Annotated in this window: 19 protein-coding genes and 1 riboswitch; of the genes, 11 read left to right on the top strand and 8 right to left on the bottom strand. The window is 67.2% G+C overall.

Annotation, left to right across the window (positions count from 1 at the left end; translation table 11 throughout):
* The first annotated feature begins 24 nt into the window (after positions 1-24).
* Positions 25-1545, top strand: coding sequence for a sensor histidine kinase (locus ACYX4P_RS10020; protein WP_248116120.1), 1521 nt, complete (start codon positions 25-27; stop codon positions 1543-1545).
* Entirely contained in the window at positions 1542-1919 is a 378-nt protein-coding gene (locus ACYX4P_RS10015; RefSeq protein WP_248116118.1) for a response regulator, read from the top strand. The genes ACYX4P_RS10020 and ACYX4P_RS10015 overlap by 4 nt, the downstream gene beginning before the upstream one ends.
* On the opposite strand, the gene ACYX4P_RS10010 is transcribed toward ACYX4P_RS10015, so the two are convergent.
* The 4 genes from ACYX4P_RS10010 to ACYX4P_RS09995 are packed head-to-tail and all read right to left on the bottom strand — an operon-like array spanning position 1916 to position 8664.
* Positions 1916-5317, bottom strand: coding sequence for a class I SAM-dependent DNA methyltransferase (locus ACYX4P_RS10010; RefSeq protein ID WP_248116116.1), 3402 nt, complete (start codon positions 5315-5317; stop codon positions 1916-1918). The genes ACYX4P_RS10015 and ACYX4P_RS10010 overlap by 4 nt on opposite strands.
* Positions 5318-5354: 37 nt before the next feature.
* Positions 5355-6566: an imidazolonepropionase gene (gene hutI, locus ACYX4P_RS10005; RefSeq protein ID WP_248116115.1), complete on the bottom strand. Its 1212-nt coding sequence runs from the start codon at positions 6564-6566 to the stop codon at positions 5355-5357.
* Entirely contained in the window at positions 6563-7276 is a 714-nt protein-coding gene (gene hutC / locus ACYX4P_RS10000) for a histidine utilization repressor (protein ID WP_248116113.1), read from the bottom strand. Before hutC ends, hutI begins: the two co-directional genes overlap by 4 nt.
* Positions 7273-8664 carry a formimidoylglutamate deiminase gene (locus ACYX4P_RS09995; protein WP_248116111.1) on the bottom strand — a complete coding sequence of 464 codons (1392 nt, stop codon included), beginning with the start codon at positions 8662-8664 and terminating at the stop codon, positions 7273-7275. The genes hutC and ACYX4P_RS09995 overlap by 4 nt, the downstream gene beginning before the upstream one ends.
* Before the next feature lie 78 nt (positions 8665-8742).
* Here ACYX4P_RS09995 and hutG point away from each other — a divergent pair, with 78 nt between their 5' ends.
* From hutG to hutH, 3 genes are read left to right on the top strand one after another with little or no spacing between them, the layout of a single operon-like run.
* Positions 8743-9561, top strand: coding sequence for an N-formylglutamate deformylase (gene hutG / locus ACYX4P_RS09990; RefSeq protein ID WP_248116109.1), 819 nt, complete (start codon positions 8743-8745; stop codon positions 9559-9561).
* Complete coding sequence (hutU, locus tag ACYX4P_RS09985; protein WP_248116107.1) at positions 9558-11222, top strand: urocanate hydratase; 1665 nt, start codon at positions 9558-9560, stop codon at positions 11220-11222. The genes hutG and hutU overlap by 4 nt, the downstream gene beginning before the upstream one ends.
* Positions 11223-11224: 2 nt before the next feature.
* Positions 11225-12754, top strand: coding sequence for a histidine ammonia-lyase (gene hutH, locus ACYX4P_RS09980; protein ID WP_292047646.1), 1530 nt, complete (start codon positions 11225-11227; stop codon positions 12752-12754).
* Positions 12755-12792: 38 nt separating this feature from the next.
* Here the strand turns inward: hutH and ACYX4P_RS09975 are convergent, their stop codons facing one another.
* From ACYX4P_RS09975 to ACYX4P_RS09965, 3 genes are all read right to left on the bottom strand, one after another.
* Positions 12793-13365, bottom strand: a complete 573-nt coding sequence (locus tag ACYX4P_RS09975; protein WP_292047648.1) for a manganese efflux pump MntP — start codon at positions 13363-13365, stop codon at positions 12793-12795.
* 26 nt (positions 13366-13391) lie between these two features.
* Positions 13392-13535, bottom strand: a riboswitch (yybP-ykoY riboswitch).
* Positions 13536-13579: 44 nt separating this feature from the next.
* Complete coding sequence (fni, locus tag ACYX4P_RS09970) at positions 13580-14611, bottom strand: type 2 isopentenyl-diphosphate Delta-isomerase (protein ID WP_248116101.1); 1032 nt, start codon at positions 14609-14611, stop codon at positions 13580-13582.
* Between the two features lie 7 nt (positions 14612-14618).
* Positions 14619-16502, bottom strand: a complete 1884-nt coding sequence (locus tag ACYX4P_RS09965; protein WP_248116099.1) for a PPC domain-containing protein — start codon at positions 16500-16502, stop codon at positions 14619-14621.
* A 93-nt stretch (positions 16503-16595) separates the two neighbouring features.
* Here ACYX4P_RS09965 and folD point away from each other — a divergent pair, with 93 nt between their 5' ends.
* From folD to ACYX4P_RS09940, 5 genes are all read left to right on the top strand, one after another.
* On the top strand, positions 16596-17516 hold the full coding sequence (folD, locus tag ACYX4P_RS09960; RefSeq protein ID WP_248116098.1) for a bifunctional methylenetetrahydrofolate dehydrogenase/methenyltetrahydrofolate cyclohydrolase FolD: 921 nt from the start codon (positions 16596-16598) through the stop codon (positions 17514-17516).
* Between the two features lie 61 nt (positions 17517-17577).
* The gene (locus tag ACYX4P_RS09955) at positions 17578-18261 is read left to right on the top strand and encodes a LemA family protein (protein ID WP_248116096.1); all 684 of its coding nucleotides are present in this window, start codon (positions 17578-17580) and stop codon (positions 18259-18261) included.
* Entirely contained in the window at positions 18258-19088 is an 831-nt protein-coding gene (locus ACYX4P_RS09950; RefSeq protein ID WP_374322904.1) for a TPM domain-containing protein, read from the top strand. The genes ACYX4P_RS09955 and ACYX4P_RS09950 overlap by 4 nt, the downstream gene beginning before the upstream one ends.
* Positions 19088-19765 (top strand): TPM domain-containing protein, encoded by a 678-nt coding sequence (locus ACYX4P_RS09945; RefSeq protein WP_248116093.1) that lies wholly within the window; start codon positions 19088-19090, stop codon positions 19763-19765. Before ACYX4P_RS09950 ends, ACYX4P_RS09945 begins: the two co-directional genes overlap by 1 nt.
* Before the next feature lie 74 nt (positions 19766-19839).
* A complete protein-coding gene (locus tag ACYX4P_RS09940; RefSeq protein ID WP_248116091.1) occupies positions 19840-20577 on the top strand; it encodes an endonuclease/exonuclease/phosphatase family protein in 738 nt (245 codons plus the stop codon).
* Here the strand turns inward: ACYX4P_RS09940 and ACYX4P_RS09935 are convergent.
* Entirely contained in the window at positions 20562-22040 is a 1479-nt protein-coding gene (locus ACYX4P_RS09935; protein WP_248116089.1) for a phospholipase D-like domain-containing protein, read from the bottom strand. The genes ACYX4P_RS09940 and ACYX4P_RS09935 overlap by 16 nt on opposite strands.
* Before the next feature lie 141 nt (positions 22041-22181).
* Here ACYX4P_RS09935 and ACYX4P_RS09930 point away from each other — a divergent pair, with 141 nt between their 5' ends.
* Positions 22182-22394: a hypothetical protein gene (locus ACYX4P_RS09930; RefSeq protein WP_248116087.1), complete on the top strand. Its 213-nt coding sequence runs from the start codon at positions 22182-22184 to the stop codon at positions 22392-22394.
* The last annotated feature ends 37 nt before the right edge of the window (positions 22395-22431 follow it).

The following is a 22431-nucleotide window of genomic DNA, read 5'->3' as shown; positions in this document are numbered from 1 at the left end:
ATCGCCAAGCTAGCGGGGTAGGCGTTGAACGATCCGAAGACATCAGACAGCCTGACGGCCGCCCAGACTGCGGCCCTGGGCGCGGCGTTCGAAAGCTCGCCCAATCCCTATGTGCTGTTGACGCCGGATTTGCGGATCGTCGCCGTCAATCGCGCCTACGAGGATGTGACAGGGGGGCGGCGACAGGACATCGTGGGCCAGCCGCTGTTCGCCGCCTTCGATTCCGGGCCAGGGTCTGACGCACCGGAAAACGTGCGCCAGGTGCGCGATTCGCTGGAAAAGGCGCGCGATACACGTCAGCGCGACCATCTGGCGGTCGTCCGCTTCTCGGTCGAAAAGACGCTGGCCGATGGGAGTGTTGGCTTCGTCGAACGGGTGTGGAGCGCGACGCACACGCCTGTGCTGAATGCGGCCGGAGAGGTCGAGCTGCTCCTGCAGCACACCAGCGACGTCACCGACCTGTCGCCTGAGATCAGGCCGGAAGAACCAACCACGGCTCTGGACGCCATCGTAGGCGGCTCGGTCCTTCGCCGCGCCCAGTCGGTGCAGGAGGACAATCGCCGCCTTGAAGGCGAACGCAATCGCCTGGTCGAAATGTTCATGCAGGCGCCGGGTTTCGTGGTCATTCTGTCCGGCCCGGATCATCGGTTCCAGATGCACAACGACGCCTATGGCCAATTGATCGGCCATCGCGACATCGCTGGAAAGCCGGTGCGCGAGGCCCTGCCCGAATTGGACGGTCAGGGCTTCTTCGACCTGCTGGACAGCGTCTTCGTCACGGGCGAACCCTACGAGGGCCGCGAAAGCGCCGCTCGCCTGCAACGCACGCCCGATGGTCCGCTGGAGACGGTCTATCTGAACTTCATCTATCAGCCGATCCGGGACGGATCAGGGGTGGTCGTCGGCATCTTCGTGCAAGGCCACGACGTCACCGCCAATGTCCTGGCCGCCCAGCGCCAGAAGCTGATGATCGACGAACTGAACCACCGGGTGAAGAACACCCTGGCCACGGTCCAGTCCATCGCCATCCAGACCGCTCGGTCAAATACCGATCCAGCCGGGTTCGCCGAGACCTTCCAGTCGCGGATCATGTCCCTGTCCCACACCCACAATCTCCTGACCCGAAGCCATTGGGAAGGCGCCGACCTGCGCGCTATCCTGCAGCATGAAACCGAAGCCTATGGTCCGACACGGATCAGTCTGATCGGTCCGCCTGTGTCTCTGGAGCCGTCGGTGGTTCTGTCGCTCGGCATGATCTTTCATGAGTTGGCGACCAACGCCGCCAAATACGGGGCCTTGCATACACCTGAGGGACGGGTGCTGATCGATTGGGCGCTGGCCGATCAACGCGATCGCAAACTACGCCTGACCTGGCGCGAAATGGGCGGGCCGAAAGTTACGGTACCGGACAGAAGAGGCTTTGGTAGTCGCTTGATTGAACGAAACATTCGCCATGATCTGGCGGGAGAGATCGATCTGGTCTACGCCCCTGAAGGATTGATTGCAGAGCTTACGATTCCGCTCGACAGGACCGCCGCAAAATGACCCAGCCCCTGACCGGCCGCCGCGTCCTGATCGTGGAAGACGAATCGCTTGTCGCCATGCTGATCGAGACCATTCTGGAAGACATGGAATGCGTGCCGGTCGGCCCCGCCTCCACTATTGACGAGGGTCTTGCCCTGGTGCGCGACGCCGAAGGGTTGGACGCCGCGCTTCTGGACGTGAATGTCGCCGGCCAGCAGATCTTCCCGGTCGCCGAGGCGCTGAAGGCGCGCGGCGTGCCGTTCGTCTTCTCAACCGGCTATGGCGAGGGCGGCCTGCCCGACGAATGGCGCGGCCAGCCCACCGTGCAGAAACCCTTCACCGAAGCCGCCATCCGCGACGCCCTGATGAAGGTCATCGGCCTCGCCGAGGTCTAGGTCGGCATCCGCCGGGGCGCGAACCAGCCGACATCGGTCAGTTGAACCGAGCCTGCGACCGCCAGCACCTTCAACGTATGGCTGATCAGCCGCCTGGCGCGCGGCCGACTACCTTCGAACTCGTCGACCAGATCACCCGGCGACATGGGCGCCCCCTCCTTTCGCAGAATGGCCAAGAGGCTGGACGCCAGGACGCCGGGTTCTTCGGGCAGCAAGACCTTTTCGCGAGAGGTCGGCAGCGTCGGTTGTACGGGCTTGGTCGCTTTGGATTGTCGGACCTTGTCCACCTGATAGACCGGCCGAACAAAGGCGACCTCGCCCGCCGCCTCCTGTTCGGCGCGGGCGTGGTTCAAACCGATCAGGCGATCCACGATCTGAGCGTCTGTCAGATCGTCCGGCCAGCCATAGGCGCGCGACACCTGCTGATCGAGACGCTGGTGCAGATGGTCGATCAGACCGATGCGCGCAGACTCCTGAGCCTCCCGCTCGACCTCGGTCAGGGCGTCGCCCTGCCCTATGCGCGCCCGGTCGTTGTAGAGGCCGGTCATGGTACGAACCGGGCTGGCGCTAAGAACGGATGCTCTCAGGGCATCCAACTCTTCAGCCAGCACGGCGATCTCTGCGGCCGCCGCTCCGGTCAAATCAGGCAAGGGAAAGGCGTCGAAGCAGACGCCCTTCACATAGACCGCCTCGCGCTCGTACTCGCCAATTCGCCCGGCGTTGGCGGCGAACCAGGCGCGGTGGTGACGCGACGACAACACGCCCAGAACCGCCGGATCATCGCTGGCGATCACCACCAGCTTGTTGTCCGGCAGGACGGATGCGTCCAGGAACCGGAACCAGCGATGTTTGGCCGTCTCGACCGTGACGATGTAGCGGCTCAAGCCCTGCAGCGCGGCGCGAAGGTCGCGCCGGGGTTCGCCGAAAATCCACCAGTTCTCGCGGTATGACGCGCGATTGTTTCGATCCCGTTCCGGCTTCACCGCCTCAATCAGATGCTGGAACAGCAAAGGGTGGCGACGCCTGGCCTCGCCCTCGTCCCAACCGAAGAAGTCGATGACCTGCACGCCCCTGGGCCGATCCGCCAGATCGCGACCGTTGCGATAATCCCGAACCGGAGACGGCGCATCCGCGTCCGAACCGGCCAGCAGCGCCTTTGCTCGTTCAGGCGTGACCTGAAATCCCGCGCCCATCAGCTGAACGCCGCGATAGGCCAGGCAGGCGTTGGCCTTGAGCGGGCGGACCTGCGCCAAACGACTGTCCAGCATCAGGTCGGCGCCGATGTCGCCGTGCCGTTCCTCAAACGTCACGGCGTCGGGATCGACAGGTCGCAGCCACCGGCCGTGGCCATCCGGCTCGCCCCGCTCGGCGACGGACATGGCGATCCTGACGTCGGCGCATCCTGCGCCCCTGACCCACGGATGATCTGGAATGGCGAAGACCAGCCTGATGGGCGGCGTAGCGCGCAGATGGTGCTCCAGCACGCGGCGCGAAAAGGTCTGGGTGATCGAGTTGGTGGTGATGAACCCGAACCGGCGCAGGATCGACCCCGGCTGCGTCAGGATTTCAGCCGCGCGATCCCACCAGGCGGTCACGAAGTCCGCCGACAGGAACCGCCCGCCTCTGATCGTCGCCAAAGCGTCCACATAGCCGTCGCCCAGTTCGCGTCTCAGACCCTTGCCGCCGATGAAGGGCGGATTACCGACGATGAAATGCACGGACGGCCAGGGCGTCGGGCGCGGATCGACGTAGGTCTCGGCCTCTCGCACGCCCGCTGCCTGGACCGGCGCCGCCTCAACGCGGGCATAGTCCAGCAAGGCGTCGGCATGCCGGATCGTGCGAAAATTCTTCAAAATCGGCTCGGACGGCGAGGAGCCGCCGGTCGCCTTGAAATACCATTGCAGATAGCCGATCCACATCACCATCTCCGCGATCCAGGCGGCGTTGGCGTTCTTCTCTATGCCATAGAACTGCTCCGGGCTGACGACCTGGCCCTGGAAGGCCAGAACGCCCTGGTGTTCGCCCATTTCGCCGAGCGTGCCGAACACCTCCTCTTCCAGCTCCTTCATCATCCGCATGGCGACATAGAGGAAGTTGCCGGTGCCGCAGGCCGGATCCAGAACGCGCGTCTTGCAAAGCTGCGCATGAAAAGCGTGAAGCCGGCGGCGCGCCTTCATGGTGTCGCCCTGGACGAAATCGGCGACCGCCTCGGCCTCCACGGCCTCCCAGTCCGCCCGTAACGGCTCCATGATCGTGGGCTCGACCAGCCGCTCGACAAAGGCGCGCGGCGTGTAGTGGGCGCCAAGCTCCGCGCGTTCAGCCGGGTCGAGCGCCTGTTCCAGCAGTGTTCCGAATATGGCCGGTTCCACATCGGTCCAGTCGCATTTCGCCGCCGCGATCAGCGCCGCCAGTTCATCCTCTGTGATCGGAAGCGTTTCTACCGTCTTGTACAGCCCGCCGTTGAACCACGGCACAGTCTGGCGCGTGGCGACACAATAGCCGCCCTTTTCCATCGTGATGAACAGGTCGCGCGCGCCCTCATGAAAGCGGTCGGCCGTTCCCCTGTGGCTTTGGAGCAGGTCCAGGAAGCTGCGGTGGGTTATCAGTTTCACACTGTCGGCGAACATGGCGAAGATGCACTGCATGACGAACCGGGCGGTCTTGGCGGCCTGGGCCGTGCGCTCCACCCGCCCGAGCCCGAACTGGCGGCGGTTGTTGATCGACTTGACCAGCCAGGCGAGCGAGGTCGCGATGTCCGTCGTAACCTCCGCGGATCGCGCGGCGGGGTCCAGCGACATAGGATCGGTCCAGACTCGACGCAGCCGCTCGCGCACGTCAGGCGAGCGCAAGTGTTCCAAGGTGATGCGGTGGCCAGCCCGGTCGGGAAACGGCGCGTAGATCTTGCCCTGTCTCGCAAAATCGGACCACAGCTCGATCGAGCGCCCGACGTCGACGGTGATCAGGAAAGGCGGCCATTCGTCCAGCGCCTTGGCGTAGTTTTCGGCCTGGCGTTTGGCGATACGCATGACGCGGTCCAGCGCCTCCTGCGACGGCGCGCGAGACCTGGCGGCCGGCTTCGAAAGGAGCGCCAGTTGGGCGGCGGGATCCAGCGGTCCCCCGTCTCGGCGTTTGCGCGACTGCTTGGCCTCGAGAACGAAGCAGCCACGCTTGGCGCAATCGATCCAGCCCGTCGTGGTCAGTCCGTTGTCGTGAAGGAACTGGATCGGGCGCTCGAAACAGTAGTCCAGATCGCCGGCGCGCTCATCGTCCGGGGCTGGCGCGCCGATCAGGCGGCAAAGCTGGATGATGAAGGTTTGATAGTGCGCGCGCTCGCTGATGGGGGCGGCGGACCAGTGCGCGATGAAGGCGTCCACATCGTTCGATTGTTCTGCGAGCATACAGACAATCTATGGTTATCCTCACGCACAGCGCAACCTAAACGCGATTTCCCTTGAGATAGCGCTGGTTCAGCAACGGCTTGCCAAGCCAGTAGCAAAGTTCGGCCGGGCCGGAGACGTCCCAAACCGACAAGTCGGCCGCCTTGCCCGATTCCACCGTTCCCGCCTCTTGCAGCATCCCGAGCGCTCGGGCGGCCTCTCGCGTCGCCCCGGCCAAAGACTCCTCAGGGGTCAGGCGGAACTGGACGCAGGCTAGGGTCATGGCGGCGGTCATGGAGGCGACGGGCGAGGTGCCAGGGTTGCAATCCGTGGCGACGGCCATTCGCACGCCATGGCGGCGCAGCAGATCGACCGGCGGCGCCTGGGTCTCGCGCAGCATCAGGTAGGCGCCGGGCAGCAGGACCGCGACGACGCCGGCGGCGGCCATGGCGGCGACGCCCTCTTTCGTCGCGTGTTCAATGTGATCCGCCGACAACGCCCGATGACGCGCGGCCAAAGCCGCCCCGCCGCCGTCCGACAACTGGTCGGCATGCAGCTTTACCGGCAGGCCCAGGTCGCACGCCTTGTCGAACAGCCGCGAGACCTCTTGGATGGAAAAGGCGATGGGCTCGCAATAGGCGTCCACCGCGTCGACCAGACCCAGCGCATGGGCGGCCGGCAAGATGTCGCCGATGGCCAGGTCGACATAGGCGGCGCGGTCGTCGCGATATTCGGGCGGCACAGCGTGCAGGCCCAGATAGGTGGTGCGAACACGCACCCCGCCTTCGCGCCCGATCCGGCGGGCGACGCGCAGCATCTTCAGCTCAGTGTCGCGATCCAGGCCATAGCCGGACTTGATCTCGACGGTGGTCACGCCGGACGCCTTCAGGCCCGCCAGGCGGCGCATGGCCGAGACGAACAGATCGTCTTCCGTCGCCACCCGCGTCGCCTTGACCGAAGAGGCGATGCCCCCGCCTGCGCGGGCGATCTGCTCATAGCTGGCCCCCCCCAGCCTTTGTTCGAACTCGCCCGAACGATCCCCGCCGAACACCAGATGGGTGTGACAGTCGATCAGTCCCGGCGTGACCCAGCGTCCATCCAGGCGGTCGGTCTGTGCGGCGTCAATGGCCGGGAGGTCGGCGCGCGGCCCGACCCAGGCGATGCGTCCATCCGCGATCGCAACCGCCGCATCGGTCACCGCGCCATAGGGAGGTCCGCCCTCGACCATGGTCGCGACATGACAGTCGATCAGCAGGCGGTCGGCCTTCATCGGCGGATGTCCTTCATGTGCGCAGGCGAAAAGCGGGCGACCAGATCGTAGCGGTCGCCGGGAAAGGTCTGCCATACGCGCGTCACCCCCTGCCCGTCCCGCCATGTCCGTCGCTCGACGCACAGGCAGGCGGCGCCGGGCTTCAGGCCCAACAGGCGCGCGGCCATGGCGTCGGCCTCGATGGCGGAAATGCGGTTCTCCGCCTCGGTCCAGGGCTGTGACTTCAGCAGCCAACTGCCGGGCGAAAGCGTCTGAAAATCAACGTCGACAGCCTGTGGCGCAGCGGCGAGCGCGATCAGCCGATGCTCCAACGCCAGAGGCGCCCCGTCCGCGCTGTGAAGGCACGTCAGGTCCAGAAGACGCCCGCCAGCGGCCAGTTCCCCTTCGTCGTCGTCCCGGGCGTTCCGCTCCACCCGATCCAGCAGCGCATAGCCATAGGCCTGACCGCGCGCCGCGACCTCGGCCTGCAGATCAGGAATGGCCAATACGGCGGCATGGGCCTTGGGCTGGGCGACGAAGGTGCCAGCGCGGCGGCGGCGCGTCACCAGCCCGCGCCCCGCCAGTTCGGAGATCGCCTTGGAGACCGTCATGCGCGAGCAGTCGTAGGTTTCGGTCAACTCATGCTCGAACGGAATCCGGTCGCCGGGCGACAGATCGCCGGACAGGATGCGGCGCTCCAGGTCGGCATAGATGCGTTGGTGCAGCGTCATGCCGCCGCCTCGCCCAAGATCCGCAGCAGGGCCTGGCGGTACCGGCTCTGAACCGCGTCGCGAGCGATATGGCGGCCGTTCTTCACCACCTCGCGTCCCGCCCGCCAGACCGAGCGGATCGCGCCGGATCGCGGCGCGCCGAAAATCCAGCTGTCCAGAACCGCATCGCCGTCGCGCCCGACGAAGGCGACCCCGTCCACATCCAACGACACGATATCGGCCCAGGCGCCCGCGATCAGACCGGACTTGACGCCCCCCGCCTGCGCCCCGCCCGCCAGAGCACGGTCATAGAGGGCGCGCCCCGTCGAGCGTCGCGGGTCGGCCATGACCCCGCGACCCCGTCGCGCCAGCCTCTGGCTGTATTCGAGCATCCGCAGCTCGTCGGACACGCCGATCTGGACGTTGGAATCCGTGCCGACACCAAACCGCCCGCCTCCTTGAGTGAAATCGACGGCGGGAAAGACGCCGTCGCCAAGATTGGCCTCTGTGATGGGACACAGGCCGACCACGGCATGCCGATCCATGATCCCGCGCCATTCCACCTGGGTCACATGGGTCGAATGGATCAGGCACCAGCGCGGATCCACGGGCGCATTGGCCAGAAGCCATTCGACCGGACGTGCGCCCGACCAGTCCAGGCAGTCCTGAACCTCCTTGGTCTGTTCGGCCACATGAATATGGATCGGCCCATCGCTCGCCAAGCCCGGCATCGCCGTAAGTTCGTCCGGCGCGACTGCACGCAGACTGTGGGGCGCCACACCCACCACGGCGCCCTCCATGTCGGCGGTCAAAACGTGGCAACGGCCAACCAAATCGGAAAACCCGTCCAGATCGGTGAGAAACCGCCGCTGGCCGTGCGCGGGCGGTTGGCCGCCGAACCCGGCGTGGGCGTAGAAGACCGGCAGCAGGGTCAGGCCGATCCCCGTCGTCCGGGCCGCCGCAACGATCCGGCCGGCGATCTCGGCGATATCGCCATAGGGCGCGCCCGACGGATCGTTGTGCAGATAATGAAACTCGCACACGCGGGTGAAGCCGCCTTCCAGCATCTCCAAGAAGGCCAAGGCGGTGATGGCCTCGATCTCCTCAGGCCCGCCGCGGTCCAGAAAGCGATACATCAGCGCGCGCCAGGTCCAGAAATCGTCGTCAGAAGGCCCACGCGCCTCGGTCAGGCCCGCCATCGCCCGCTGGAAGGCGTGGCTGTGCAGATTGGTCATGCCGGGCAGAGCGACGCCGCCGCCCGTGTCCGCCGGCTGGCGCGCCACGCCGGTTTCGACCCTGGCGATCCGCCCGCCCGCCAGCCCGATCCGCACCGCTTTCGCCCAGCCGTCCGGCAGCAGGGCGGCCTGGAACCAGAGGCTGCGATCCACAGGGTGCGCTTCAGGGGTCACTGGACAGGTCCGCATCTCTACGATCAATATGTCTAGACATACCACGACGGATCGATTTGGCGAGGGAGGCTGGAGCGGATGAAGGACTGGCTGACCATCCACGAGGGTTCGGCGCCGCTGGTGATCGGCCTGCCGCACACCGGGATCGATATTCCGCCCGAGATCGAGGCGCGAATGACCTCGCCCTGGCTGGCGCGTAAGGACGCGGACTGGTGGGTCGATCGGCTCTATGACTTCGCGGCCGACATGGGCGCGACGATGGTGCGGACGGCGATTTCACGCAGCGTCATCGACGTGAACCGCGATCCCTCCGGCGCCTCACTCTATCCCGGCATGACGACGACGGGCCTTTGCCCAACCGAGACCTTCGACGGCGAACCGCTGTATCGCAACGGCCAGGCCCCTGACGCCGACGAAATCGCAATGCGACGGGCGGCCTGGTTCGATCCCTATCATGCCGCGCTGCGGGGGCAGTTGGATCGGCTGCGCGCGAGCGGCCCCGTCGTCCTCTATGACGCCCATTCGATCCGTTCGGTCGTGCCGCGCCTGTTCGAGGGCGAACTGCCTCAGTTCAATATCGGCGACAACGACGGATCGACATGCGCGCCGGAACTGACTCAGGGCGTCGAGGCCGCCTGCGCGATCAGCGGCTTCAGCCTGGTCGTCAACGGCCGATTCAAGGGCGGCTGGACCACGCGCCATTACGGACGACCGAGCCTGGGGATGCACGCCATCCAGATGGAGTTGGCCGACCGGGGCTATATGGCCGATCCCGCCGGGCCATTGTCGCCCGACAACTGGCCCAGCCCCTATCGGCCGGAACGCGCGGAGCCGATGCGGGACCATCTGCGCCGCGTGCTCGGCGCCTGCATCGCCTTTGCGGAAAGCCAGAGATGAACACGCCGAACACCCGCATCGTCCGCAGTCCGCGCGGGCCGGAGATGACCGCCAAGACCTGGGCCGCTGAGGCCGCCCTGCGGATGCTGATGAACAATCTGGACCCGGAGGTCGCCGAGCGGCCCCAGGACCTGGTCGTCTATGGCGGCATCGGCAAGGCGGCGCGCGACTGGGCCGCCTTCGACCGCATCGTGGAGACCCTGCGCGCGCTGGAGGCGGACGAGACCCTGCTGGTGCAGTCAGGCAAGCCCGTTGGCGTGTTCCGAACCCATGCCGATGCGCCGCGGGTGCTGATCGCCAACTCCAACCTGGTGCCGAAGTGGGCGACCTGGGAGCATTTCGGCGAACTCGATCGCAAGGGGCTGATGATGTACGGTCAGATGACGGCCGGGTCTTGGATCTACATCGGCACGCAAGGCATCGTGCAGGGCACCTACGAGACCTTCATGGAGGCCGGACGCCAGCATCACGGCGGCGACTGGTCGGGCAAGTGGATCTTGACGGCAGGCCTGGGCGGCATGGGCGGCGCCCAGACCCTGGCGGCGACCATGGCCGGCGCCTCGTGCCTCGCGGTCGAATGCCAGCGCAGCCGGATCGAGATGCGGCTGAAGACCCGCTATCTGGACGTCATGGCCGAGACTTTGGACGAGGCTTTGGCCATGATCGAGACAGCCAAGGAAACCGGGAAACCGATATCGGTCGGGCTGTTGGGCAACGCAGCCGATGTGCTGCCTGAACTGGTGCGGCGCGGCGCAAGCCCGGATTTGGTGACCGACCAGACCAGCGCCCACGATCTGGTCAACGGCTATCTGCCGTCCGGCTGGACGATCGCGCAATGGGAGGATCGGCGGGTCAGCGACCCGGCCGCGGTGGCGGCGGCCGCGCGCAAGTCCATCGTCGCCCATGTTCAGGCCATGCTGGGTTTCCAGGCGGCGGGCGTTCCGGTCGTCGATTACGGCAACAATATCCGTCAGGTCGCCTTCGACGAAGGACTGAAGAACGCCTTCGACTTCCCCGGCTTCGTGCCCGCCTATATCCGCCCGCTGTTCTGCCGGGGGATCGGCCCGTTCCGCTGGGCAGCCCTGACCGGCGACCCGGAAGATATCCGAAAGACCGACGCGGCGATGAAGCGTCTGTTTCCCGACAATACAGGACTGCACCGCTGGCTGGACATGGCGGGCGAGCGGATCGCCTTCCAGGGCCTGCCCGCTCGCATCTGCTGGATCGGCCTGGGGGACCGCCATCGCGCGGGCCTGATGTTCAACGAGATGGTGGCGTCCGGCGAACTGTCCGGCCCCATCGTCATCGGCCGCGACCATCTGGATTCCGGCTCGGTCGCCAGCCCCAACCGGGAGACGGAGGCGATGATGGACGGGTCGGACGCAATCAGCGACTGGCCTCTGCTGAACGCCCTGCTGAATACGGCCTCGGGCGCGTCATGGGTGTCTCTGCACCACGGTGGCGGGGTCGGCATGGGGTATTCCCAGCACTCGGGCGTCGTCATCGTCGCCGACGGCACGCCGGAAGCGGCCATGCGGCTGGAGCGCGTCTTGTGGAACGACCCGGCCACCGGCGTGATGCGTCATGCCGATGCGGGGTACGAGATCGCGCGCAACGCAGCCCGCGAACACGAACTGAACCTGCCCAGCCTGAAGGCCTGACGATGACCACCCTGACCATCTGCGAGGCGCCCCTGACCCTGGCCCAGCTTCGCGCCGTGCTGGACGGCCCCGTGACGGTTTCCATCACGCACCCCGCCTGGACCGATGTGGAAAGGGGCGCGGCGACGGTGGCGGCGATCGTGGCCGAGGGGCGCACCGTCTATGGGGTGAATACCGGATTCGGCCTCTTGGCTAACACCAACATTGCGCCACAGGACCTTGAAACCCTTCAGAAGAACCTGGTTCTGAGCCATGCCTGCGGCGTTGGCCCGCTACTGCCGGATGCGGTGACGCGTCTGCTGATGGTGCTGAAGATCGCCTCTCTTTCGCGGGGCGCCTCGGGCATCCGGCGCGAGACGCTGGAGGCGTTGGTCGCCCTGGTCAACGCCGGCATCCTGCCCTGCATTCCGTCCAAGGGATCGGTCGGGGCGTCCGGCGATCTGGCCCCGCTGGCCCATATGTCCTGCATCCTGATCGGCGTGGGCGAGGCGCGGGTGGACGGCCAGACGCTGGAGGCCGAAACGGCTCTGGCGCGCGCGGGGCTGACGCCGCTGACGCTGGGCCCCAAGGAGGGTCTGGCCTTGTTGAACGGCACCCAGTGTTCGACGGCGCTGGCCTTGGCGGGCCTGTTCGCGGCCGAGGCGGTTTTCGCGGCCGGCCTGGCGGCGGGCGCCCTGTCGGTCGATGCACTGAAGGGGTCCGACGCCCCCTTCGATCCGCGCATTCACGCCCTGCGCGGCCAGCCCGGCCAGATCGCCGTGGCCGCCGCCTTGCGACGACTGATCGACGGTTCGGCCATTCGCGACAGCCACCGCGACGACTGCGCCAAGGTGCAGGACCCCTACTCCCTGCGCTGTCAGCCTCAGGTCATGGGCGCCGTACTGGACGTGCTGAAGACGGCAGCCGCGACGCTGGAGCGCGAGGCCAACGCCGTCACCGACAACCCGCTGGTCTTCATTGAGGACGGCGACGTAATCTCGGGCGGCAACTTCCACGCAGAACCCGTTGCTTTTGCATCCGATCAGATCGCTATGGCCCTATGCGAGATCGGCAATATGTCCGAGCGTCGCACGGCCATCCTGGTCGATCCGAAGATGAGTGAACTGCCGGCCTTTCTGGTCAAGGAAAGCGGCCTGAACTCCGGTTTCATGATCGCCCAGGTCACGGCCGCCGCCCTGATCGCCGAGAACCGGATGGTGGCCCATCCGTGCAGCGTGGACACGGTCCCGACCAGCGCCAATCAGGAGGATCACGTCTCCATGGCCACCCACGGCGCGCGCCGTCTGCTGGACATGGCCGAGAACGCGGCGACGGTGGTGGGCATCGAACTGCTGGCGGCGGCGCAAGGGATCGAGTTTCACCGCCCCCTGACCAGTTCGCCGGCGCTGGAGCAGGTCTTCGCCATCGTGCGCGAAGCCGCCGCCCCCTACGCCAGCGACCACTATTTCGCGCCCGACATCGCCCGCGCCACCGACGGCGTTCGGGCGGGGCGTTACCGGGCGTTCGCCGACGACCTGCTGCCGTCCGCCTGAGCCCCGCCCCGCCCCGCCTGGGCGCCTGGGCGCCTGGATCAGCCGCCCAGAACGCCCAGGTGTTCCATAAGGATCATCGTGCCCAGGCCGATCAGGGCCACGCCGCCCACGATCTCGGCCGCCTTGCCGAACTTCAGGCCCACGGCCCGGCCGATCAGCATGCCGATAGTGGTCAGGACGAAGGTGGTGAAGCCGATCGAGGCGGCGATCACCCAGATGTTGGCGCCGATGAAGGCCAGGCCCACGCCGACCGCCGCCGCGTCGATGCTGGTGCCGATGGCGGTGGCGATCAAGGCCCACGGACCCGAGCGACGGGGGGCGGCGTCCTCGTCGCCGTCGCGCGGCTTGGCGCCTTCCCAGATCATCTTTCCGCCCACGATCAGCAGCAGGGTGAAGGCGATCCAGTGGTCGATCCGCTCGACCAGACCGGCGGCGATGATCCCCAGCCCCCAGCCGATCAACGGCGTGATGGCCTCGATCACCCCGAACACCAGGCCCGCCTTGACGGCGGCCGGCACGGTCGGTCGGTGCGACGCACCGCGCCCCACGGCGGCCGCGAAGGCGTCCGTGGACATGCTGAGGGACAGAACGGCAATGGCTCCTGGGGTCATGCGAAATACTCCACCGGGCAAGCGACAGCGGTCCCCACGCCGGCCGGTGCGGCGGTGGAACACGCTGGTCTCGCTAGGCGGTGGTCCGCTGATCGCGCCACGCGCCGAAGCGCGAGTGTGTTGACGCGATCCCGACGATGCGACGCCGGAAGCTACTCCCCAACAGGAGGCGGCGCTCTACACGACCCGATGCGCGCTTGGCAACCGCTCACGATCAGTCGAAGGGTCGCAAGGGGGCGCGGCGTAACGCCGCCAGATTGGCGGAGTCGGTGCAGAAACAGACGGTTCGCAGCTGGCGCACCACCTGCTGAAAATGTTCGACCACCGCCTCCGAAGAAGTCGTGGCCGCCGCCAGAACACCCGCCGCCTGGCCCACAATGTCGGCGCCCAGCCGAATCGCCTTGGCGGCATCCACTCCGTCACGAACGCCGCCCGAACCGATGATGACGGCCTCCGGGCAGGCGCGCCGCACATCGACGAGGGCCTGGGCGGTCGGCGCGCCCCAGTCGGCGAAGACGGCGGCGTGCGCCTGATCGAACGGGTCCGAGGCCCGTTCGCCCTCGACCAGAGCCCAGTTTGTGCCGCCCGCGCCCGCCACTTCCACCGCCGCCGCGCCCATGTCGATCAACCGGCGGGCGGTGCGGCCGGACAGGCCCGCGCCCGTCTCCTTGACCACCACCGGGGCGTCCAGTTTCAGGATCAGCGCCTCCAGCGCCGCGCCCACGCCCCACCAGTCACGGTCTCCCTCAGGCTGACAGGCCTCCTGCAGGGGGTTCAGATGAACGACCAAGGCGTCGGCGTCGATCATGTCCATGGCCCGCCGCGCCTCGTCCAATCCGAAGCCGCGCGTCAGCTGGGCCGCGCCGATACTGAACAGGATGACGGTATCGGGGGCGCGACGACGCAGGGTCCGGTCCAGCCCCCCGCTGTCGTCGTTCTTGATCGCCGCCCGCTGCAATCCCACCGCCAAGGCGACACCCAGATGCTGGGCCGCCTCGGCCAGGCGGGCGTTGATCGCCTCTGACCGGCTGGGACCGCCGGTCATGGCGCAGATTAGCAGAGGCGCCTTCAGCCGCCGGCCCAGAAAGTCGGCCCCCAGGTCGATCTTGTCGTGATCAAGGTCCGGCAAGGCCTCGTGGACGAAATGCACCCGGTCGAAACCGGCGGCGCGCGCATGACGTGCCCGCCCCGCCAGAACGACGTCCAGATGCTGTTCCCTGCGGTCGGGCGCGGCGGCGTCGCTCATGAGGGGACTACTCGGACGGCGTCTGGCTCCGCGCTTCGCTGCTGCGGCCGCCCGTCGCGGGCTGGCGTTCCACCGTCAGGGCGTAGGCGCCCGTCTGATTTGCGCCATAGGCGCGGGCGCGCACCAGATACCAGCCGTCGTCGGGCGCCGTCCAATCCAGCTTGGCGTGAGCGTCGGACAGGCCGTCATCGTCGGTGGCCAGGCTGGAAAAGTCGCCGTCGTCGTCCTGGCGGCCCAGGTCGATAAAGGAGTCGAAGGCGTTGGAGACCATGGTCAGCCGCAGCTTCTCGTCCTTCTTGGCCTGGAACCGATAGGCGTCGAAATAGGCGCCTTCGTCCGTCAGGGCCGACGTATCCTTCAGCACGCCACGCACCGTGGACCCCACCAGCAGGCTGCCGGGTCTGGGTTCGGGCCCGCGATCCGACAGTTCGAAGGAATAGAGCCCTTTCTCCTCTGCGCTCAGCGGCATGGCGCGCACTACATAGTCGCCGTCTTCCGGCAGGGTGAAGGTCAGGCGTGAATCCGTGCCCTCGGCCAAGCCGTCGTCGTCGCTGGCCAAGGCCTCGAAGGCCTCGCCCGCCTTGCCGATCTCCAGATAGGCGTCGAAGTCGCCGGAGCGCAGTATGGCCTGAACGCGCTGCCCCTTGGTCCCGGTGAAGACGTAGGCGTGATAGCGTTTGCCATCGTCCCCTTGGGGGCTCGCATCGCTGATCTCGCCCTCGGCCGTCTGGCCGAATACGGCCGGCGTCGGAGGCGGCGGCGGCGCCGTTTCGGTCAGTTTCAGCGTATAGTCGCCCTCGGCTTCGTCGCTGAAACCGCGCGCCTCGATGATGTAGTCGCCGGCCGCGTCCAGGGTGCGGCCGATGCGGGCGTCGGTGCCTGAGCCCGCGCCGTCGTCGTCCTCGGCCACCAGACCGCCGTCGGAGGCGCGGCGCAGCGTCAGATAGGCGTCGAAGTCGCTGGACTTCATTTCGATGGCGACACGCTGACCGGCCGTTCCGGTGAAGCGGTAGGTGTCGGCGCGCTGCCCATCGTCGTTGGTGGCGCTGTCGTCGCCCAGTTCGCCTTTGATCTCGTCGCCGACGGCGATGGGCTTGGACGGCGGCGCGGGCGGCGCCTCGGCCAGCCCCAGCGCATAGCGACCCAGGCGTTCGTCCACGCCCGTCGCTCGGATCACGTACTCGCCGGCCGACGGAGCCGTGAAGACGAGGCGTGAGTTCAGCCCGCCGCCGGGCGCGTCGTCGTTGTTGGCCAGTTCGGTGAAGTCCGGGCCGTTCATACGGCCGACCCGCACCAGCGGATCGATGTCGCTGGAGTCCAGGGTGATGACGAACCGGTCGCCCGCCGCCGCTCGGAAGGCGTAGGCGTCATAGCGTCCGCCGTCCTCCTGCTCGGGATCATGGTCCGTCAGTTCTCCGCTGACCGTCGCGCCGACGCGGATGCCGGTCGGGCGCGGGGCGCGGGGCGCGGGGGGACGTTCCTGCAGCGACAGGCGATAGTCGCCGCCGTCCAGGCCGCTGAGCGTGCGCGCCCTCAGCACATAGACGCCGTCCCGCTCGGGCGTGAAGCGCAGGCGCGCATTAGTGCCGTCGCCCAGGCCGTCGTCGTCCTCGGCCAACGCCTCGTCCATCGCGCCATCGGCGTAGATCGCCAGATAGGCGTCGAAGGCGTCGGAGCGCAGCACGGCCTCTAGTCGCTGGCCGGCGCGCGCCTGGAAACGGTAGTCATCGTAGCGATATTCGTCGTCCGCCGCCTTGGCGTCGCCGTCCGTCAGTGCTCCGCTGACGCTGGCGCCGATCCGCAGCGGCTGGGCCTCCTGGGCCAGGGCGTGACTTGCGGCGCCGATCAACGCGATCAGGCTGACGGCGGCGGCGAGAGAGGGACGGCTCATGAATTTCTCCAGCTTTGGACCGGGATCATAGACGCCGAACCGGCGCGGCTGTAAATCGCCACCATCTTGATTTCCCCGCCAAACGGAGCTGCCATGTCAGCCGAATCCACGCCCGCGACCCTGATCGACGGCAAGGCCTTTTCGGCGACGCTGGTCCAGCGGGTGGCAGCCGCCGTCGAGCGGCTGGGGGCCGAACACGGCGTCAAGCCTGGCCTGGCGGTCGTCATCGTCGGCGAGGATCCGGCCAGCCAGATCTACGTCCGCAACAAGGGCGAGACGACCCTGCGCGCCGGGATGCGATCCGACACCCACCGCCTGGCCGAAACGACCAGCCAGGACGAGCTTCTGGCCCTGATCGCCCAGTTGAACGCCGATGCGGGCATTCACGGCATTCTGGTGCAGTTGCCCCTGCCCGCCCACATCGACGCGACCGTGGTGCTGGACGCGATCGACCCGGACAAGGACGTGGACGGGTTTCATGTCGTGAACGCGGGCCGTCTGGCCGTCGGCCTGCCGGGGCTGGTTCCGTGCACGCCGCTGGGCTGTCTGATGCTGCTGAAGGATCAGTTGGGCGATCTGTCGGGACTGAACGCCGTGGTGGTGGGCCGCTCCAACATCGTCGGCAAGCCGATGGCGCAACTTTTGTTGGGTGAAAGCTGCACCGTCACCATCGCCCATTCGCGCACCCACGATCTGCCCGCGGTTTGCCGCGAAGCCGATATTCTGGTGGCGGCGGTCGGACGGCCCGAGATGATCCAGAACGATTGGATCAAGCCCGGCGCCACGGTCATCGACGTGGGCATCAACCGCGTGCCGTCCGCCGATCCGGCCAAGGCGGCGGAGGGCAAGACCCGTGTCGTCGGCGACGTGGCCAGGACGGCTGCGGGGGTCGCCGGTCGCATCACCCCGGTTCCTGGCGGCGTAGGCCCCATGACCATCGCCTGCCTGCTGGCCAATACCTATTCGGCCGCCTGCCGCATCAACAATCTCCAACCGGAGCCATTGGACGCTTGATGCATTCCTGCGGCGGGTCAATATTCGACCCGACGGCGATCTGCGCCGATAGGGAGATGTCATGGTTCGCCTTAACGCGCGTGCGCTGGCCTTAACGGCCGCCCTGTTGATCACCCCGGCCGCAGCGGGATGCGGCTACAACACCATTCCGACCAAGCAGGAACGCGCCGAGGCCGCCTGGGCCGATGTGCAGAGCCAGTATCAACGGCGTGCGGACCTGGTGCCGAACCTGGTCGCCACGGTCCAAGGCGCGGCGATCCAGGAACGCACGACGCTGACGGACGTGATCAACGCCCGCGCCCGCGCCACATCGGTCAATGTCTCGGCCGACGATCTGGATAATCCGCAGGCCTTCCAGCAGTACCAGGAAGCGCAAGGCCAGCTGTCGGGCGCGCTGTCGCGCCTGCTGGTCACGGTCGAGGCCTATCCTCAGCTTCAGGCCAACCAGAACTTCCTGACCCTGCAATCGCAACTGGAAGGCACCGAAAACCGCATCCAGATCGCGCGCCGCGACTACAACGAGGCCGTTCGCGACTACAACACCACCCTGCGCACCTTCCCGCAGGTGATCTGGGCCAAGACCCTGCATGGCGGGTCCAAGCCGATGCAGCTGTTCACCGCGACCGCCGCCGCCCAGTCGGCGCCGCAGGTCAACTTCAACCTGAACGCCCCGCCGTCCAACGCCTCCGCACCCGGCGGCGGCGCGCCCGCCGTCGCGCCCGGTTCCACCCCGCCGGCCCAGTGACACGCCTGCTCACGCCGGGGCGACGTCCGACCGACGTCGCCGGCTGGCTGATCGGCCTGGCGGTCCTGCTGCTGTTCGCCGTTCCGGCGATGGCGCAGTCCAAGATCGACTTTCCGCCCCTGAGCGGCCGCGTGGTTGATCAGGCTGGTTTGCTCGATCCCGCGACCGAACAGGCCCTGACCGAGAAGCTGCAGACGCTGGAAGCCGCGACCACCGACCAGCTTGTCGTCGTGACCGTCAGCAGCCTCCAGGATCAGGAGATCGAGGACTACGGCTATCAGCTGGGTCGCGCCTGGGGCATCGGTCAGAAGGAAAAGGACAACGGCGCCATGCTGATCGTCGCGCCCAATGAGCGCAAGGTCCGGGTCGAGGTGGGCTATGGGTTGGAGCCGATCCTGACCGACGCCTTCTCTTCCCAGGTCATCCGCAACGACATCCTGCCGTCCTTCCGCGACGGCGACTACAAGACCGGCGTGGTCAAGGGCGTGGATGCGCTGATCGCGCAACTGTCGCTCGATCCCGCCGAAGCCCAGGCCCGCGCCCAGGCCGTCGCGGACGAACAGGCCAAGGACAAGGGCGGCTCCATCGCGCCTCTGGTGATCGTCGCGATCATCTTCCTGTTCATGTTCTTGGCCGCCGCGCGATCCGGTCGCGGACGGCGCAGCGGCGTCGGCTCCGTCCTGCTGTGGGCGGCGTCCGAGGCGCTGCGCGATTCAGGACGCGGCGGCGGGGGTTGGGGCGGCGGAGGCGGCGGCTTCGGCGGCGGGGGTGGATTTGGCGGAGGCGGCGGCGGCTTCGGCGGCGGCGGCGCGTCAGGAGGATGGTGATGCAGATCACGGACAACGACCGCGCCCGCATCGCAGCGGCCATCGCCGGCGCCGAGGCCCAGACCTCGGGCGAAATCTTCTGCGTCGTATCGCGGCGCGTCTCGTCCTATCTGGACGTCAGCCTGGCGTGGGCGGCGGGCGCGGCCCTGATCGCTCCCATCGTCTTCGTCCCCTTCGTTCTGGACCTGCGTTGGCCCGGCGGCGGCTGGGAGGCCGCGCATCGGGCGGCCGAGGCGGCGAGCACCGGACAGACCCTGGCCATATACGCCCTGTCGCAGGCGGTGGTGTTCGTGAGCGTCTTCCTGCTGACCCGCATTCCCGCCCTGCGCCGCCTGTCCACGCCGGCCGGCGTGCGACGCGGACGGGTGCGAGAAGCGGCCCTGCAGCAGTTCCTGGCCCACGGCGTCCATGTCACGCGCGAACGCACCGGCGTCCTGATCTTCGCCGCCCTGGACGAACATCAGGTCGAGTTGATCGCTGACGAAGCCATTCACGCCGAGGTGGAAGAAGCCGACTGGGCTCAGGCGGTGGACGCCCTGACCCGCGAACTGCGCGAAGACCGGCTGGTCGAGGGCTTTTCAGCCGCCGTCGCCCTGTGCGGCCAGGTGCTGGCCAGGCACTTCCCGCCGCGACCGGACAATCCCAATGAGTTGCCGGATCATCTGATCCTGTTGTGAATCGTCGTATCGGGGTCGCATTCCGGGGCCAGAAGGCCTAGGCCCACGTCGAAGCCAGACGCCATAGCCCCCCCATGCCCCGCCTTCTCACCTACAATGTTCACCGCTGCGTCGGCACAGACCGTCGTCTCGATGTCGACCGTATCGTCGCCGTCATCGGCGAATACGAGCCGGACATCGTCTGCCTGCAAGAGCTGGATGTAGGCCGGTCGCGGACCAATGGCGTGGATCAGGCGCGCGCCATCGCCGATGGTCTGGCCATGACCTCGCGCTTTCACCCGGCGATGCGGGTCGAGGCGGAACTGTATGGCGACGCCATCCTGACCGCCCATCCTGAACGGCTGATCCGCGCCGACGCCCTGCCGACCGTCACAGGCATTCCCGGGCTTGAGCCGCGCGGCGCCATCTGGTCCGAGATCGAGATCGACGGTGTGGCCCTGAACGTCTTCAACACCCATCTGGGTCTGGTCCCGCGCGAACAGCGCCTGCAGGCGGCGGCCCTGATCGGGCCGGGCTGGCTGGGCGGCTGCGCCGGACCGATCCTGTTGGCGGGGGACTTCAACGCCACCTCGATCACCCGTCCCTATCAGACCCTGTGCCGCACTCTTGAAGACTGCCAGCGTCAACTGGGCGTCAAGCCCAGCGTCAAGACCTTCCCCTCGGCCTTTCCGGCCATCCGTATCGACCACTGCTTCGTCAGCCCGCACATTCGGATACGCGCAGTGCGCTCGGCCTTTTCGCCGCTGGCGCGGGTGGCGTCGGATCATCTGCCGCTGATCGTCGATTTCGACGTGGTTCAGCCGGGCGCCTGACCGCCTTCGGAGATCGGTCGCGTCCGGTGCGAGCGGTTCAGCCGCTTCCAGGGCCGCCAGGCGTCGGTGGAGGATGTAGGATCGCCCAGCTGCCATTCCGCGAACATCCGCTGGATGCGGGTAGGCGGCTCCGAACCCAGCGGCTTCAGTCGATCCGTCTCGAAGCTGCAGATCGCCTGGCCGACCGAGCCGAACACCGCTTCCACCGCCGCATAATCCTCGGTCGCGACGCCCAGCCAGTGGGCGATGGTGCGATGGCGGTGGGCGGTGATCGCCGCGCGCCCCGCCGCGTCTGTCGGTTCGGCGGCGATGTCGCATTCGGTATCCAAGCCCATCGAACGGTTGTTCAGATTGGTGGACCCGATCCTTATCAGCCGGTCGTCGATGATCGACATCTTAGCGTGGACGATGATGCGGTCGCCGTCCTCGGTCAGGGGGGCGAAGGCGAAGAAACGGTTGAACTTGTCCGCCTGCTCCAGCCGGTAAAGCACCTCAGCGCGGGCCGTATCCATCGTCAGGCTGTCGAACCAGCTGGGGCTCTTGGCGGTTGAGACGACGATGATCTGCGGCCCGTCCGGCTCGGCCAGACGCTGCGCCAGAGCGGCGGCGATCACCGGCGATGTGAAATACTGGTTCTCCAGATAGATCAGCCGTTTGGCGCGCCGAATGGACTCCAGATGCAGGGCCTCGCTCTCGCGCACCTCGTGCCGACCGGCCCATTTCGGCTCGGTGCGGGCGATGCCGACCGGCACGTCCGTCATCTGGACCGGAACGTCGTCGGGCCACGGATCGCCGTCGACCTGATCGGGAATGGTGCGTTCCCACGTCGCCTTGAACCAGCGTTCGCGCGCCAGATCGGCCAGCGCCCGCGCCGCCGGACCGTCCATAACCGACATCACTTCGTGCCGCGCCTTGCAGATGACGCCGCTGGGCAGGGCGCGGCGCGGATCACCGTCCAGATGTTCGTCGGAGTCCCAGCGGTCGGTCGAGATGTCGCCCCCGCCGCAAAAGGCCAGCTTGTCGTCGATCACCACCACCTTCTGATGGTGGCAGGCGCCGATGGGGCCGGGCGAATCCAGACGGAACTCCACCATCCGCTTGCGGAACCAGCGCTGAGCGCGATGGGGATAGAAGCCCTGCGACGCCGCGATCAGCAGGGGCGATTTCCAGATCAGCAGCCGCACGTCCAGATCGGGCTTCTTCTTGACCAGCAGTCTAAGCTGGCGTCCGATCTCGGCGCTCTTGTCGCCCGGCCGCGTTTCGGGATCCAGATGGGTGCGCGGATCGAACTGCCAGCCCAGAAGGACGATGGACCGTTCCGCCTTCTGGATGGCCGAGGATAGGGCGTCGAAATAGGCCTCGTTCTCCATAAGCACGGAGAACCGATGGGCGACGGCCGAGGTCCACAGACCCGGCCCCGGCTCCAGCAAACTGCCGTCGTAACTATCGCCGCCTTGCCCCATGCAACCCCTCTGCCTGATTCGCGTGACACGGTGTCGGAGCGCCTAGGTTCTCCGTTTCATGCGCTTGGCGTCGGGTCAATCTTTCAGAACGCAGGCCTTAAGGCGGGATTGTGACGTTCGCCGATCTGAGGCATAAGGCGCATGGCCATTCAGGCCGCGAGGGAGGGTGGAATGCAGGCGCTGGTCGAACTGATCGCCGGCTTCATCGCTTTGCTGGCCGCAGCCGTCCTGTCGCAGTTCGGCGTGGACACGCACACCACCAACCATTCCGACCGCGAGGTCCATCGCGTGGCCGAGTGTCGCGACGGCGCCGCTTCGTCCACGGTCATGGTCGAGAGCAGTCGCGGCTGCTGACATAGCGGCCTGTTCGTCGGTGATCGACAGCTTACGC

The organism is Brevundimonas sp. ABV4_179 (assembly GCF_056311945.1).
This window is presented reverse-complemented; position numbering and strand designations above follow the sequence as displayed.